The organism is Streptosporangium sp. CA-115845 (assembly GCF_050943795.1).
Lineage (GTDB): Bacteria > Actinomycetota > Actinomycetes > Streptosporangiales > Streptosporangiaceae > Streptosporangium.
On the sequence record NZ_CP191988.1, the window covers coordinates 3,561,108 to 3,575,883 of the forward strand.

Consider the following 14,776-nt stretch of genomic DNA (forward strand, 5'->3'; position numbering starts at 1 on the left):
CTAAGAACGACAAGACGGCGTGTAGGGGGCATCCTGCCCAGCGCCTACGATGGGAAGCGTAGTGGCCGTCCAGCGCGGGCGGCCCGTGATCCGCAGCCGTCGTGAGGTAGAGACCGTGTCCAGCAGCACGCCCGAAGTCAGCGATACCACCGTCACCGGAACCGCCCGGGTCAAGCGCGGCATGGCAGAGATGCTCAAGGGCGGCGTCATCATGGACGTCGTCAACGCCGAGCAGGCCAAGATCGCCGAAGATGCCGGTGCCGTGGCCGTCATGGCCCTCGAACGGGTACCCGCCGACATCCGCGCCCAGGGCGGCGTCTCCAGGATGAGCGACCCCGACATGATCGACGGCATCATCGCCGCCGTCTCGATCCCGGTCATGGCCAAGGCCCGCATCGGCCACTTCGTCGAGGCCCGGGTGCTCCAGTCGCTCGGCGTCGACTACATCGACGAGTCCGAGGTGCTCACCCCGGCCGACTACGCCAACCACATCGACAAGTGGCAGTTCACGGTGCCCTTCGTCTGCGGCGCGACCAACCTGGGCGAGGCGCTGCGCCGCATCACCGAGGGCGCGGCGATGATCCGTTCCAAGGGTGAGGCGGGCACCGGCGACGTCTCCAACGCCACCACCCACATGCGCAAGATCAGGGGCGAGATCAAGCGCCTGACCTCGCTGCCCGCCGACGAGCTCTATGTCGCGGCCAAGGAGCTCCAGGCGCCGTACGAGCTGGTCGCCGAGGTCGCCAAGACCGGCAAGCTGCCGGTGGTGCTGTTCACCGCCGGTGGCATCGCCACCCCGGCCGACGCCGCGATGATGATGCAGCTCGGCGCCGAGGGCGTGTTCGTCGGCTCGGGCATCTTCAAGTCCGGCAACCCCGCCGAGCGCGCCGCCGCGATCGTCAAGGCCACCACCTTCCACGACGACCCCGACGTCATCGCGAAGGTCTCCCGCGGCCTGGGCGAGGCCATGGTCGGCATCAACGTCGACGACATCCCGGCCCCGCACCGGCTGGCCGAGCGCGGCTGGTAGCGGAACTCAGGGAAACCAGCAGAGAGGCGGCCTCCTTGAGGGAGGTCGCCTCTTCGGCGCTGGAGGGGCTGTCCAGGAAGGCTCAGGGCTGGTTATGAACCAGTTTGGGGTGATCCGTGGAGGGCCATACCCTGAAAGGGACGTTTCTTTTCCAGGGGAAGGACCATCGGTGACCATCGTCCCGACGATCGGCGTGTTCGCGCTCCAAGGCGACGTGCACGAGCACGTGCGCTCGCTGGAGGCGGTGGGGGCCAGGGCGGTCGCCGTACGACGCCCTCACGAGCTGGAGGCGGTCGACGGCCTCGTCATCCCGGGCGGGGAGTCCACCACGATGTGGAAGCTCGCCGAGACCTTTGAACTGCTCGAACCGCTCCGGATGCGGATCAAGGCCGGCATGCCCGCCTATGGCTCCTGCGCCGGCATGATCATGCTGGCGGACCGGATCGAGGGCGGCATCGAGGGCCAGCAGACGATCGGCGGCATCGACATGGTCGTTCGGCGCAACGCCTTCGGCCGCCAGGTCGACTCCTTCGAGGCCGACATCGACTTCGCCGGCCGCGGTGCCATGCGGGCGGTCTTCATCCGCGCACCCTGGGTGGAATCCGTGGGTTCGGGGGTCGAAGTGCTGGCGTTGGCCGAACCTGGAGATAGGATCGTCGCGGTCCGTCAAGGACCGCTGCTCGCCACATCCTTCCACCCGGAGATTACCGGGGATATTGGTGTGCATTCATATTTCGCTGAGATGGTGAGGGAGCTCTAGGGGATGTCCGGCCACTCCAAATGGGCGACGACGAAGCACAAGAAGGCGGCGCTTGATTCCAAGCGCGGCAAGCTGTTCGCCAAGCTCATCAAGAACATCGAGGTCGCGGCACGGACGGGCGGCCCCGATCCGGACGGCAACCCGACGCTGTACGACGCCATCACCAAGGCGCGCAAGAGCTCGGTTCCGATCGACAACATCGAGCGCGCCCGCAAGCGCGGTGGCGGCCTGGAGGCCGGCGGCGCCGACTGGCAGACCATCATGTACGAGGGCTACGCCCCCGGCGGCGTCGCGGTGCTGATCGAGTGCCTCACCGACAACCGCAACCGCGCGGCCTCCGAGGTCCGTGTCGCGCTGACCCGTAACGGTGGCTCGCTGGCCGACCCGGGCTCGGTGTCCTACATGTTCAACCGCAAGGGCGTCGTGCTCGTCCCCAAGGGCGAGCTGGGTGAGGACGACGTGCTGACCGCGGTCCTCGACGCGGGCGCCGAGGAGGTCAACGACCTGGGCGACCAGTTCGAGGTCGTCTCCGAGGCCACCGACCTCGTCCCGGTCCGCAAGGCCCTGCAGGAGGCCGGGATCGACTACGACTCGGCCGAGTCCGGCTTCATGCCGACGATGAACGTCCCGCTCGACGAGGACGGCGCACGCAAGGTCTTCAGGCTGATCGACGCCCTTGAGGACAGTGACGACGTGCAGAACGTCTGGGCCAACTTCGACGTCTCCGACGAGGTCATGGAGAAGCTCGACGCGTGATCTCGCGCTTCGGCGCCCCCGCCGCGGAACTCCGGGCGATGACCGCCTTCACCATGCCCCACGTGCGCGACCGCCGCTGACACTTCCCGCGGGCCCCGCGAGGGCCGTGCGCGACGTGCTCTCAGGCGGTAGAGTCTGGCACCGAACAGGTGTTCGGCGAGCGGAGGCGTGCCGGTGCGGTTGCCCGAACTGCGGGTCATGGGGGTCGATCCCGGGCTTACCCGATGTGGGCTCGGCGCCGTCGAGGGGAGGCCGGGCGCGCCGCTGAGCCTGGTCAAGGTCGGAGTGGTCCGCACCCCCGCCGACGACGAGATCGGCGCCCGGCTGGTGGCGATCGAGACCGGCATAGAGCAGTGGCTCGACGAGCTCGAACCCGACGCGGTGGCCGTGGAGCGGGTCTTCGCCCAGCACAACCTCAGGACCGTGATGGGCACCGCGCAGGCCTCCGCCGTGGCGATCCTGTGCGCCTCCCGCAGGGGGCTGCCGGTCGCCCTGCACACACCGTCCGAGGTCAAGGCGGCGATCACCGGCAGCGGCACGGCCGACAAGCAGCAGGTCGGCACGATGGTGACCCGGCTGCTGCGGCTGGACGCCATGCCCAAGCCCGCCGACGCCGCCGACGCGCTCGCCCTCGCGATCTGCCACGTGTGGCGGGGCGGAGCCCAGAGCAGGCTGGCCGAGGCCGCCGCGAAGGCCGCGAGCGGTCCCGGTACGAGCGCGGCGGCCTACTTCCGCGGCCGGGGCAGGGCCGGATACCCGAGAGGAACCACGAAGTGATCGCCTCGGTGCGAGGACAGGTGACCGCGATCACCCCCGACGGGGCGGTCGTCGAGGTGGGCGGGGTGGGAGTGCTCGTGCACTGCACGCCGGGCACGCTGGCGACGCTCAGAACGGGCGAGGAGGCCCGGCTGGCCACCTCGCTGGTGGTCCGCGAGGAGTCGCTGACGTTGTTCGGCTTCGCCGCCGACGACGAGCGCGGGATCTTCGAGATGCTGCAGACGGCCAGCGGGGTCGGCCCCAAGGTCGCACTGGCGATGCTGGCCGTGCACACCCCCAACGCGCTCAGGATGGCCGTGGCCACCGCCGACGTCAAGGCGCTGACAAGGGTCCCCGGGGTGGGTCCGAAGGGCGCCCAGCGGATCATCGTCGACCTCAAGGGCAAGCTCGGCACGCCTGAGGAGGCGGTCAACGCCGCGCTCAACGGCCGCGCCGCCGCGCCCGTCTGGCGCGATCAGGTCCACTCCGGCCTGGTCGGCCTGGGGTACTCGGTGCGGGACGCGGACGAGGCGGTCGCCGCCGTCGCGCCCCGGGCCGACGCCGAACTGGCCGAGGGCCGCACCCCGCAGGTGGCGGCGCTGCTCAAGGCGGCACTCAGCGCGCTGAGCACGCGATGAGCGGCTCGACGGGGAAGACGCGGCGGGAAGAGCGCGGGCGCCTCCGCCGTACGGTGAGCAGAGGTGGGGCGGCGTGAGTTTCGAACGGGATCTGGTGTCGCCGGACGTCGAGGGCGACGAGAGGAACATCGAGGCGGCGCTGCGGCCCAAGCGGCTTGAGGAGTTCATCGGCCAGGCACGGGTGCGCGAGCAGCTGTCCCTGGTGCTGCAGAGCGCGCTGCGGCGCAACCGGCCGCCGGACCACGTGCTGATGAGCGGTGGTCCCGGGCTGGGCAAGACGACCCTCTCCATGATCATCGCGACCGAGCTCTCCGTGCCGCTCCGGATCACCTCGGGGCCCGCGCTCGAGCGGGCCGGTGACCTCGCGGCGATCCTGTCGACCCTCTCGGAGGGCGAGGTGCTGTTCATCGACGAGATCCACCGCATGGCCAGGCCCGCCGAGGAGATGCTCTACCTCGCGATGGAGGACTTCCGCGTCGACATCGTGGTGGGCAAGGGGCCGGGGGCGACCGCGATTCCGCTGGAGATCGCCCCGTTCACCCTGGTCGGGGCCACCACCAGGGCCGGCATGCTCCCCGCGCCGTTGCGTGATCGCTTCGGCTTCGTCGCGCACATGGACTTCTACGGGGTCGCCGAGCTGGAGGAGGTGCTGCACCGCTCCTCGCGCCTGCTGGGCGTGACGCTGCCGGGCGACGCCGCCACCGAGATCGCCGGCCGCTCGCGGGGCACGCCCCGCATTGCCAACCGCCTGCTGCGCAGGGTCCGCGACTTCGCCGAGGTGCGCGCGGAAGGCGTCATCACCAGGGACGTCGCCTCCGCCGCGCTCAACCTCTACGAGGTCGACGCCGAGGGGCTCGACAGGCTCGACCGGGCGGTGCTTGGAGCACTGCTGCGCAAGTTCGGCGGCGGCCCGGTGGGGCTGTCGACGCTGGCGGTCGCGGTGGGGGAGGAGCCGGAGACGGTCGAGGTGGTCGCCGAGCCGTTCCTGGTGCGGCAGGGCCTGCTGGCCCGCACCCCCCGTGGCCGGGTCGCGACCGCCGCGGCCTGGACCCATCTGGGGCTGGTGCCCCCGCCGGACGCCTTCGGTGCCTCGCTCCTCATCGATCTTGGGGATGATGCTGAGCAAATCTAGCGTTGTGCATCGGTAGGGGAGACGTACAAGCTTGATCACAGATAGATGACAACTGTATCGAAATGGGAACTTCCCTGCGTGCCGAATCGTGACTTCGTTGCCGCGCTTCTAACAACTCGCCTAAACTCCGAGCCTTGGCTGGCTGTGTAGGCTGACGTGCTGAGCGGCGTGGTCGTATATGACGTCCGGTTTCACGCCGGTCATTCTCAAGAGAGGGAGCGGCCCTGTGGGCGGCAACTATTCAAGCCTGATCATGATCGCTCTCATGGTCGTGGTTTTCTACTTCCTGCTGATCCGACCGCAGCGCAAGCGGCAGCAGGAGCAGGTCAAGATGCAGAACAGCCTCGCGCCGGGCACCGGTGTCATGACCACGACGGGTCTTTTCGGGACCGTGGTGGCCATCGACGCCGACGACGTGATCCTGGAGATCGCCCCCGGGGTGGAGACCCGCTGGGTGAAGGCGGCGATCGGCCGCGTCCTGGTTCCCGTCGACGATGCGGAGGAGGATGTCAAGGCCGTCGACCACGACGTCGCGGAGACCGCCGAGCAGCAGAGCGAAGAGCGCGACTCGGCGAGCAAGAAACTGTGAGTAGGTTCACCACCAATCCCCTATAACCGAAAGTCGACCAGTGGCCCGACCGACCAGCGGCCAGAGCAGACCGGGGCGCATGCTCCTGGTGCTTCTGGCGATCATTCTCGCCATGGGAGGGGTGATGCTCCTCAACAAGGCGTACACCCCGGAATATGGCCTCGACCTCGCCGGCGGCACGACAGTGACGCTGCAGCCCATCACCCCGAACGGAAGCGCTCCCTCCCAGGAGAGTCTCGATCTGGCGGTGAACATCATCCGCGAGCGGGTGAACGGCAGCGGCATCTCCGACGCCGAGGTCGCCAAGTCCGGTGACAACATCGTCATCTCCGTCCCCGGAGTTGGCCAGGAGGAAGTCGTCAAGCTGGTCGGCACCACTGCGGAACTGCGGTTCCGCCAGGTGCTGGCGATCGGGGCCGGATCACCTCCGCCCCCCGGGGAGATGGCCACCCAGGCGCCGACGCCGTCCCCCTCGCCCGCCACATCCGGGGGCAAGGGAACCAGGGTGCCCAGGAACACCGAGTCCGCGGTGCCGAAGCCGGCCGCGACAGCCGCTCCCGACACGAGCACCTCGCCCGCCGGGCGCGCCCTGTCGTCGGGGCTGCTCAAACCAAGCCCGGGAGCCGGCTCCGAATCCTCTACGGAGCCTGCTCAACCCGGCGACCAATCTGCCAAGCCGGGTGACGGCCCCGCCGCGCCGACGGCCCCGCCGACGGCGGCCGACGACCCCATGGCGGGCGTCGACCCCACCGGGATCGACCCGGCGGCCCTCAAGGAGTTCCAGACGCTCGACTGCGCCAAGCAGACGAACCGAGGGGCACAGGACGCGCCGGACAAGCAGTACGTGGGCTGCAGCACCGACGGCAGCACCAAGTTTATCCTCGACAAGGCGGCCGTGACCGGCACCTCGATCGACAGCGCGTCCTCGGGCGTCGACCAGACCACCGGCGAGTGGCTCGTCCAGCTCTCCTTCAAGGGCCAGGGCCCCGACCAGTGGTCGAAGGTCACCACCACCGCCTTCAACTCGCAGGCCCCCCGCAACCAGATCGCCATGGTCCTCGACGGCATGGTCATCTCCGCGCCCGTCATCCAGGAGCCGATCACCGGCGGCCGTGCGCAGATCTCCGGCAACTTCACCCAGGTGAGCGCCGACGAGCTGGCCAACCAGCTCAAGTACGGCGCGCTCCCGCTGAAGTTCGAGAAGAGCTCCATCGACGAGGTCTCCTCCACCCTGGGCGCCGACCAGTTGCGCGGCGGCCTCATCGCGGGCGCGATCGGCCTGCTGCTGGTCGTGATCTACTCGATGCTCTACTACCGGGGCCTGGGCGTCGTCTCGGTGCTGAGCCTCCTGGTGGCGACGATCGTGACCTACCAGTCGGTGGTGCTACTCGGCACGTTCGCCGGCTTCCGCCTCTCGCTGCCGCACATCATCGGCCTGATCGTCTCGATCGGTATCACCGCCGACTCGTTCATCGTCTACTTCGAGCGTATCCGTGACGAGATGAAGGAAGGCCGCCGCTCGCTGCGCACGGCGATCGAGGTCGCCTGGGTCCGAGCCCGGCGGACGATCCTCATCGCGGACGCCGTCATGTTCATCGCCGCCGTGGTGCTGTACTTCCTGGCGGTCGGCGGTGTGGCCGGGTTCGCCTTCGCGATGGGCCTGACCACGCTCATCGACATCGCGGTGGTGTTCATGTTCACCAAGCCGTTCGTCGCGATGCTGGCGAGGTTGAAGTTCTTCGCCAAGGGTCACAAGCTCTCCGGTCTCGACGCCGAGCGCATGAGCGAGACCGTCACCGCTCCCAAGTCCGCTCCGCAGGAGGCCTGATGTCCGGCATCGCGCGCCGGTTGTACCGGGGCGAGGTCAACGTCGACTTCGTCAGCCGTAAGAAGCTCTGGTACAGCCTCTCCGCGGTCCTGTTGGTGATCTCCATTGCCGGTCTGGTCTTCAACGGCCTCAAGCTGGGCGTGGAGTTCAAGGGCGGGTCAGTCTTCTCCTTCAAGACCCCGGCGTCCGTCAGCATCGAGCAGGTGCGTGGCACGTTCACCGAAGCCGGTGTGCATCAGGTCATCGCGCAGACGACCCAGAACGGCTGGCGGGTCACCACGGAGAGCCTCCCGGCCGAGCAGGTCACCGCGGTCCAGAAGGCGGTGGCGAGCGAGTTCAAGATGCCGCAGAACGAGGTCAACCTGCAGGTGATCGGTGCCTCGTGGGGTGGCCAGGTGGCCAACAAGGCCATCATCGGACTGATCGTCTTCATGCTGGCGATCATCCTGTACCTGACGATGGCCTTCGAGTGGAAGATGGCGCTGTCGGCCGTCGTGGCGCTGCTGCACGACCTGGTGATCACCGCCGGCGTCTACGCCTGGTCCGGCTTCGAGGTCACCCCGGCGACCCTGCTGGGCTTCCTGACCATCCTCGGATACTCGCTGTACGACGCCGTCGTCGTCTTCGACATGATCAAGGAGGTCACCGCCAAGCTCGGCACGACCTCCAAGATGACCTACACCGAGGCCGCCAACAACGCGCTGAACCACACGCTGATCCGGTCGCTGAACACCACCCTGGTGGCCATCCTGCCGGTCGCGGCGATCCTCTTCATCGGTACCACGCTGTTCGGCGCCGGTACCCTGAAGGACCTGTCGCTGGCCCTGTTCGTCGGAATGCTCGTCGGAACCTACTCCTCGCTGTGCGTCGCGACGCCGCTGCTGGTCACGCTGAAGGAGCGCGAGCCGCGCTACCAGGAGATCGCCCGCAGGCTCGCCGCCCACAGGGGTGGCTCCGGGGGCAGGACGACGCGCCAGCCGGTCACCGCCGGAGCGTCCAACGGGGCCGCCAACGGGGCCACCACCGTGGCCAACGGGGCCGCGGCCGGTGGCGACAAACGCAAGAAGAAGTAAGCTCCGAGCAGTTCGCGCCTCCGCTCCCTGCCCAGGGGGCGGAGGCGTTTTCCTTCCCCCTTCCCAAGGAGTGCCGACCATGACCGAGCTGAGCAGGCTGATCCTCGATCGCATCCGCGACGTGCCCGACTACCCGCAGCCCGGGGTGATGTTCAAGGACATCACACCGCTGCTCGCCGACCCGGTGGCGTTCGGCGCGGTGACCAAGGCGCTCGCCGGGCTGTACGAGGTGGACAAGATCGTTGGAATCGAGGCGCGGGGGTTCATCCTGGCCGCCCCGGTCGCCTGCCAGGCGGGCGCGGGCTTCGTCCCGGTACGGAAGAAAGGCAAACTGCCCTCTGAGACGCTTGAGGCGTCCTACGATCTGGAGTACGGCTCCGCCATCATCGAGGTTCACCGGGACGCCTTCATCCCCGGAGAGCGCGTCCTCATCGTCGACGACGTGCTCGCCACGGGAGGGACGGCGCGCGCGGCGGTGGAGCTGGTCCGCGAGGCGGGTGCCGAGGTCGTCGGCTTCGCCGTGCTCATGGAGCTGGCCTTCCTCAAGGGCCGCGAGCGCCTGACGGACGTCGAGTTGCACTCCCTCGTCGTCGTTTGATCGACCCCGCGGACAAAAGCACACAACCCCGTCTGGATACACTGAGGGATCTGGACTCGAACGTGAGGAGTCTGAGTGCCCCGTGATGTGGTCGTCCCCGACACGACCGCCAACGGCGGCGGTCCCGAGATGGCCGTCCCAGCAGGCGACGCCGGTTCCGCCGTGTCCGGAGCCGTCGAGGAGAAGCCGGCGGTAAGGCGAAGGCTCGCACGTTTTGGGGGGCAATGGGGTGGCGGCATGAATCCGGTTCTGGAGCCGCTGTTCCGTACGGTCCGTGCTACCCATCCGAAGGCGGACCTGCGGCTCATCGAGCGCGCCTACGACGTGGCGGCCTATCACCACCGCGACCAGAAGCGCAAAAGCGGTGACCCGTACATCACCCATCCGCTGGCGGTGGCGACGATCCTGGCCGAGCTCGGCACCGACGACGAGACGCTGTGCGCCGCGCTGCTGCACGACACCGTGGAGGACACCGCCTACGGCCTGGACGAGCTGCGCTCGGACTTCGGCGACAACATCGCACTGCTGGTCGACGGCGTCACCAAGCTCGACAAGGTCAAGTTCGGCGCCGCGGCCGAGGCCGAGACCGTGCGCAAGATGGTCGTGGCGATGTCCCGGGACATCCGGGTGCTGGTGATCAAGCTCGCCGACCGGCTGCACAACATGCGCACCATGCGCTACCTGCCCGAGCACAAGCGGCACCAGAAGTCCCGCGAGACGCTGGAGATCTTCGCGCCGCTCGCCCACCGGCTGGGCATGAACACCATCAAGTGGGAGCTGGAGGACCTCGCGTTCGCCATGCTCTACCCCAAGCGCTACGACGAGATCGCCCGGATGGTCTCGGAACGGGCCCCGCGCAGGGACCTGTTCCTGCAGGAGGTCATCGAGAAGGTCTCCGGCGACCTGCGGGACGCCAAGATCCGCGCGGTCGTCAAGGGCCGCCCCAAGCACTACTACTCCGTCTACCAGAAGATGATCGCCAGGGACGTCGCCTTCGACGACATCTACGACCTGGTCGGCATCCGGGTGCTGGTCGACACGGTCCGCGACTGCTACGCGGCGCTCGGAACGATTCACGCGCGATGGAACCCGGTGCCCGGCCGGTTCAAGGACTACATCGCGATGCCCAAGTTCAACATGTACCAGTCGCTGCACACCACGGTCATCGGCCCGGAGGGCAAGCCGGTGGAGCTGCAGATCCGCACCCACGGGATGCACCACAGGGCCGAGTACGGCGTGGCGGCGCACTGGAAGTACAAGGAGGACATGACCACCTCCGGCCCTCCGGGGGCGAAGCTGAAGCCCGCCAGCGACATGGCATGGCTGCGCCAGCTCCTCGACTGGCAGAAGGAGACCGCCGACCCGGGGGAGTTCCTGGAGTCGCTCAGGTTCGACCTGTCGGTCTCGGAGGTCTACGTCTTCACGCCCCGGGGTCAGGTCATCGCCCTGCCCGAGAACGCGACGCCCGTCGACTTCGCCTACGCCGTGCACACCGAGGTGGGGCACCGGTGCATCGGGGCCAGGGTCAACGGCCGTCTGGTGCCCCTGGAGTCGCGGCTGGGCAACGGCGACACGGTGGAGATCTTCACCTCCAAGTCGCCCGACGCGGGTCCCTCGCGTGACTGGCTGAAGTTCGTCAAGTCGGGACGGGCCCGTAACAAGATCCGGCAGTGGTTCTCCAAGGAGCGCCGCGAGACCGCGATCGAGGCGGGCAAGGAGGCGATCGGCCGCGCCATGCGCAAGCAGGGCCTGCCGCTGCAGCGTCTGATGTCCGGAGAGTCCCTCCTGGCCCTCGCCAGGGATCTGCGCTACCTGGACGTCTCCGCGCTCTACGCGGCTGTGGGAGAGGGCCACATCGCCGCGCAGGCGGTGGTGCAGAAGCTCGTGACGTCCATCGGAGGAGTGGACGGCGCGGAAGAGGACATCGCCGAGGCCTCCGTGCCGACCAAGCTGCGCGGTCGTCCCCGGGGCAGTGGCGGTGCCGGAGTGGTCGTCGCGGGCGACTCCGACGTCTGGGTCCGCCTGTCGCGATGCTGCACTCCTGTGCCCGGCGATGAGATCGTCGGTTTCGTCACCCGCGGACATGGCGTGTCGGTGCACCGCACCAACTGTCCCAACATGGATCAGCTCAAGTCCGAGCCCGACCGCCTGGTCGAGGTCGCCTGGTCCGCCGCGGACGACTCGGTGTTCCTGGTCGCGCTGCAGGTCGAGGCGCTCGACCGGCCGCGCCTGCTCTCCGACGTGACCCGCACCCTCTCCGACCAGCACGTCAACATCCTGTCGGCGTCGGTGACGACGTCCAGGGACCGGGTGGCGATCAGCAAGTTCACCTTCGAGATGGGCGACCCCAAGCATCTGGGGCACGTCCTGAAGGCCGTCCGCAACATCCAGGGCGTCTACGACGTCTACCGGGTCAGCGGCGCCGGTTCCTGAGCGTCGGGCACGTCCTCGGATTCCTCCGAGCAGGGGGAGGCGCCGACGGCCCCATCGCGAACGTAAGGGCCGCGGAGGGCGCTCCCCGGGGGAGGCCCTCCGCGGCCCTGACGGTCCTTCAGATCGCGTCAGCCGCTCGCGAACGGGGTCAGGAGAACTCGGCGAGCGTGCGCTCGGCCTCCTCCAGCCAGGAACGGCGGGCGGCCAGGGCCTCCTCGGCGTCCTTGACGTCCTTGTCCCTGCCCGCGTCCCTGGCCTTGGCCAGGCGGCCCTCCAACTGCGCGATCGACTTGCGCAGCTGGTCGACCGTGTTCTGGGCGCGGGCGCGTGCCTCGGGGTTGGAGCGCTTCCACTCCGTCTCCTCGGCCTTGCGGACCGCGTCGTCGATCTTGCGCAGGCCACCCTCCAGCCGGTCGCGCTGCTCGCGCGGGACCGGGCCCGCGGCCTCCCAGCGCTCCAGGATGCCGCGCAGGGCGCTCCTGGCCGCACGGGCGTCGGTGACCGGGAGGATCTTCTCGGCCTCGGTCAGGAGCTGCTCCTTGACCTCGGCGTTGGCCGCCAGCGAGGCGTCGCGCTCGGCGAAGACGGCCGAACGCGCCTGGAAGAACTGGTCCTGGGCGCCCTTGAAACGGCCCCAGAGCTCGTCCTCGACCTCCCGGGAGGCCCGGCCGGCGGACTTCCACTCCTGCATCAGCTCGCGGTAGGCCGACGCGGTGGAACCCCAGTCGGTGGACGAGGCCAGTGCCTCGGCCTCGGCCACGATGCGCTCCTTGGTGGAGCGCACGCCCTCGCGCTGCTCGTCCAGCCCCGCGAAATAGGCCTTGCGCCGCTTGGCGAAGGCCGTGCGGGCCGCCGACAGGCGCTTCCACAGCGCCGCCTCGGTCACCCGGTCGATGCGCTCGGCGGCCTTCCACTCGTCGATCAGCTGGCGCAGCCGCTCGCCACCGGTCTTCCAGTGGGTGGTGTCGTCGGCGATGCGCTCGGCCTCGGCGACGATCCGCTCCTTGACGCCCTTGGCCTCGGCCCTGGCCACGTCGCGAGCGGCCTTGACCTCCTCCCGGCGCTGGGCGACCAGCTCCGTGAGGGTGTTGAGGCGGTTCAGCAGCGCGTCCAGGTCGCCGACCGCGTGCGCGCCGGTGATCGCCTCACGGAGCTTGACGATGGTCGCCTCCGCCTGGGCGGGCGGCAGGTCGGTGCCGCGGACCCGCTGTTCGAGCAGGGTGACCTGCCCGGCCAGCTCGTCGAACTTGCGATGGAAGTAGGCGAGTGCCTCTTCCGGTTCGCCGGCCTGCCAGGACCCGACGGCCCGTTCTCCCTCAGCCGTACGTACGTAGACGGTGCCGTCGTCGTCTACCCGGCCCCACGGGTCGGTGCTCACCGTGTCCTCCCGCACTTTCATCAGCCTTTCGGGACTTACCGCCCCTTGTATGTATTACGTCAGCTCTTGCTGGACATTGTCACGTCTTTGATTTCGAGGGTTTCCTTCGGTGCCCCGGTGCCGTCAGGTCCCGGAGTGATGACACCCGCCTTGTTCACCTTGTCGAGGATCTCCAGGCCCTTGGTGACCGTACCGAAGGGTGTGTAGTCCGGCGTCAGTGGGGCGTCGCCGTACACGAGGAAGAACTGGCTGCCGTTGGTGTCGGGACCGCTGTTGGCCATGGCCACGACACCGCGCGTGTACTTGGCGCCCTCCAGGTTCTCGTTGACGAAGCGGTAGCCCGGGCCCCCCTGACCGTCGGTGGGGTTCTTGCCGTCGGCCTTGGCCAGCGGGTCGCCGCACTGCAGCATCGGGAACTGGTCGGAGCCCAGCCGGTGACACTTGGAGCCGTCAAAGTACTTCTTCTGCGCCAGGAAGGCGAAGGAGTTGACGGTGCACGGTGTCTTGTCGGCCGACACCTTGATGACGATGTCGCCCTGGTTGGTCTTCAGGGTCATCGTCGTGGGAGTCTTGTCGACCTTCGCCGGAGGCAGGCCCACGTCCTTGGCTGTGCCGCCTTCCGAGGCGACGTAGCCGCAGGTGCCGCTGGCCGCGTCGAAGGCCGCCGGCTGCGCGCCGGCGGCCTTCGAGGCCGTCTCCGAAGGATTTCCCGAGGGGGCCGGATCGGCGGTCGCCGTCGTGTCGGAACCCCCGAACACGTTGGTCGCGACGATCACACCCGCCACGGCCAGCACACCGACCACACTGGTGCCGATGAGTGCGATGCGCTTGGCCCTGGCGACCTTGGCCTCACGTTCGATGCGCCGCTTCGTCTGCCGCTCGTAGTGCTCGCGCGCCAACTGCTTCTGGCGCTCCCTGCCGCTCACCGCTTCGCCCTCCCGAGTGCCGAGTCGTACTTAATGAGGTGGGCGAATCGTATCGGCCAATGGGTAATGGTTCGCAGCCCGCCGACCCGCACCGGTACCCTTCGGTTACATTCCCATCCGCATTCTTGACGAGATCAGCTGAGGCAGATGCTCATCGCCGGCTTTCCCGCAGGGTCCTTCCAGACCAACTGTTACGTCGTCGCTCCCGCCGCGGGCGAGGAGTGCGTGGTCGTCGATCCCGGCCAGAACGCCGTCGGCGACCTCGATGACCTGCTGCGCGAGCACAGGCTCAAACCGGTCGCGGTGCTGGTCACCCACGGGCACCTCGACCACATGTGGTCGGTCGCCCCGGTCTGCGGCGCGCGTGACGTCCCCGCGTGGATCCATCCCGAAGACCGCGCGCTGCTGTCCGATCCCGGCAAGGGAATGTCGCTGTCCGCGAAACAGCAGCTGTTCGGGGGACTGACCTTCACCGAGCCGGACGACGTGCGCGAGCTCGCGGACGGCGAGGTGCTGCGGCTGGCGGGCCTGGAGCTCACCGTCGACCACGCCCCCGGCCATACCAGGGGGTCGGTGACCTTCAGGTTGCCCAGCACCGAGGAGATCCCCGACGTGCTGTTCTCGGGCGATCTGCTCTTCGCCGGCTCCATCGGCCGCACAGATCTTCCGGGCGGCGACTACCCGACCATCCTGCGCAGCCTGGCGGCCAAGTGCCTGCCGCTGCCGGCGGACACGGTGGTGCTGCCCGGTCACGGACCACAGACCACGATCGGCCAAGAGCGTGCCACCAACCCGTATCTCGCGGAGGCGGAGCAGGCCGCGGGCGCAGGCCCCGCGGGTCTCGGGCACGACCGCGGCCCCGGCAGGGGACTTTAGACA

The 14,776-nt window shown here is 68.7% G+C and carries 14 protein-coding genes; 12 read left to right on the plus strand and 2 right to left on the minus strand.

The features are described from left to right. Positions 1-115 precede the first annotated feature (115 nt). From pdxS to ACQP0P_RS18405, 11 genes are all read left to right on the plus strand, one after another. Complete coding sequence (gene pdxS / locus ACQP0P_RS18355) at positions 116-1,030, plus strand: pyridoxal 5'-phosphate synthase lyase subunit PdxS (protein ID WP_030919964.1); 915 nt, start codon at positions 116-118, stop codon at positions 1,028-1,030. A gap of 169 nt (positions 1,031-1,199) precedes the next feature. Then, the gene (pdxT, locus tag ACQP0P_RS18360; protein WP_433378204.1) at positions 1,200-1,790 is read left to right on the plus strand and encodes a pyridoxal 5'-phosphate synthase glutaminase subunit PdxT; all 591 of its coding nucleotides are present in this window, start codon (positions 1,200-1,202) and stop codon (positions 1,788-1,790) included. Between the two features lie 3 nt (positions 1,791-1,793). Next, positions 1,794-2,546 (plus strand): YebC/PmpR family DNA-binding transcriptional regulator, encoded by a 753-nt coding sequence (locus ACQP0P_RS18365; protein WP_326638806.1) that lies wholly within the window; start codon positions 1,794-1,796, stop codon positions 2,544-2,546. Between the two features lie 189 nt (positions 2,547-2,735). Next, on the plus strand, positions 2,736-3,323 hold the full coding sequence (ruvC, locus tag ACQP0P_RS18370) for a crossover junction endodeoxyribonuclease RuvC (RefSeq protein WP_350927351.1): 588 nt from the start codon (positions 2,736-2,738) through the stop codon (positions 3,321-3,323). Then, complete coding sequence (gene ruvA / locus ACQP0P_RS18375) at positions 3,320-3,940, plus strand: Holliday junction branch migration protein RuvA (RefSeq protein ID WP_433378208.1); 621 nt, start codon at positions 3,320-3,322, stop codon at positions 3,938-3,940. Before ruvC ends, ruvA begins: the two co-directional genes overlap by 4 nt. 73 nt (positions 3,941-4,013) lie before the next feature. After that, a complete protein-coding gene (ruvB, locus tag ACQP0P_RS18380; protein WP_433378211.1) occupies positions 4,014-5,072 on the plus strand; it encodes a Holliday junction branch migration DNA helicase RuvB in 1,059 nt (352 codons plus the stop codon). 226 nt (positions 5,073-5,298) lie between these two features. Continuing rightward, positions 5,299-5,661, plus strand: coding sequence for a preprotein translocase subunit YajC (yajC, locus tag ACQP0P_RS18385; RefSeq protein WP_433378213.1), 363 nt, complete (start codon positions 5,299-5,301; stop codon positions 5,659-5,661). Between the two features lie 79 nt (positions 5,662-5,740). Then, positions 5,741-7,489, plus strand: a complete 1,749-nt coding sequence (gene secD, locus ACQP0P_RS18390) for a protein translocase subunit SecD (RefSeq protein ID WP_433378214.1) — start codon at positions 5,741-5,743, stop codon at positions 7,487-7,489. Beyond that, entirely contained in the window at positions 7,489-8,562 is a 1,074-nt protein-coding gene (gene secF, locus ACQP0P_RS18395; protein WP_433378217.1) for a protein translocase subunit SecF, read from the plus strand. The genes secD and secF overlap by 1 nt, the downstream gene beginning before the upstream one ends. 79 nt (positions 8,563-8,641) lie before the next feature. After that, the gene (locus tag ACQP0P_RS18400) at positions 8,642-9,160 is read left to right on the plus strand and encodes an adenine phosphoribosyltransferase (RefSeq protein ID WP_433378220.1); all 519 of its coding nucleotides are present in this window, start codon (positions 8,642-8,644) and stop codon (positions 9,158-9,160) included. A gap of 237 nt (positions 9,161-9,397) precedes the next feature. Then, a complete protein-coding gene (locus tag ACQP0P_RS18405; RefSeq protein WP_433381952.1) occupies positions 9,398-11,593 on the plus strand; it encodes a RelA/SpoT family protein in 2,196 nt (731 codons plus the stop codon). A 148-nt stretch (positions 11,594-11,741) separates the two neighbouring features. On the opposite strand, the gene ACQP0P_RS18410 is transcribed toward ACQP0P_RS18405, so the two are convergent. Together ACQP0P_RS18410 and ACQP0P_RS18415 are read right to left on the minus strand one after the other, a co-directional pair. Then, positions 11,742-12,992: a DUF349 domain-containing protein gene (locus tag ACQP0P_RS18410; RefSeq protein ID WP_433378222.1), complete on the minus strand. Its 1,251-nt coding sequence runs from the start codon at positions 12,990-12,992 to the stop codon at positions 11,742-11,744. Positions 12,993-13,030: 38 nt separating this feature from the next. Beyond that, positions 13,031-13,897, minus strand: coding sequence for a peptidylprolyl isomerase (locus ACQP0P_RS18415; protein ID WP_433378225.1), 867 nt, complete (start codon positions 13,895-13,897; stop codon positions 13,031-13,033). A 147-nt stretch (positions 13,898-14,044) separates the two neighbouring features. Between ACQP0P_RS18415 and ACQP0P_RS18420 the strand changes: the two genes are divergently transcribed. Continuing rightward, a complete protein-coding gene (locus ACQP0P_RS18420) occupies positions 14,045-14,773 on the plus strand; it encodes an MBL fold metallo-hydrolase (RefSeq protein WP_350927288.1) in 729 nt (242 codons plus the stop codon). Positions 14,774-14,776 lie beyond the last annotated feature (3 nt).

Bases quoted from the DNA above. Each gene is read 5' to 3' on its own strand.
- ACQP0P_RS18365 (WP_326638806.1), top strand. From the start codon at position 1,794: ATGTCCGGCCACTCCAAATGGGCGACGACGAAGCACAAGAAGGCGGCG.
- secD (WP_433378214.1), top strand. From the start codon at position 5,741: ATGCTCCTGGTGCTTCTGGCGATCATTCTCGCCATGGGAGGGGTGATG.
- secF (WP_433378217.1), top strand. From the start codon at position 7,489: ATGTCCGGCATCGCGCGCCGGTTGTACCGGGGCGAGGTCAACGTCGAC.
- ACQP0P_RS18400 (WP_433378220.1), top strand. From the start codon at position 8,642: ATGACCGAGCTGAGCAGGCTGATCCTCGATCGCATCCGCGACGTGCCC.
- ACQP0P_RS18405 (WP_433381952.1), top strand. From the start codon at position 9,398: ATGAATCCGGTTCTGGAGCCGCTGTTCCGTACGGTCCGTGCTACCCAT.
- ACQP0P_RS18410 (WP_433378222.1), bottom strand. From the start codon at position 12,992: ATGAAAGTGCGGGAGGACACGGTGAGCACCGACCCGTGGGGCCGGGTA.
- ACQP0P_RS18420 (WP_350927288.1), top strand. From the start codon at position 14,045: ATGCTCATCGCCGGCTTTCCCGCAGGGTCCTTCCAGACCAACTGTTAC.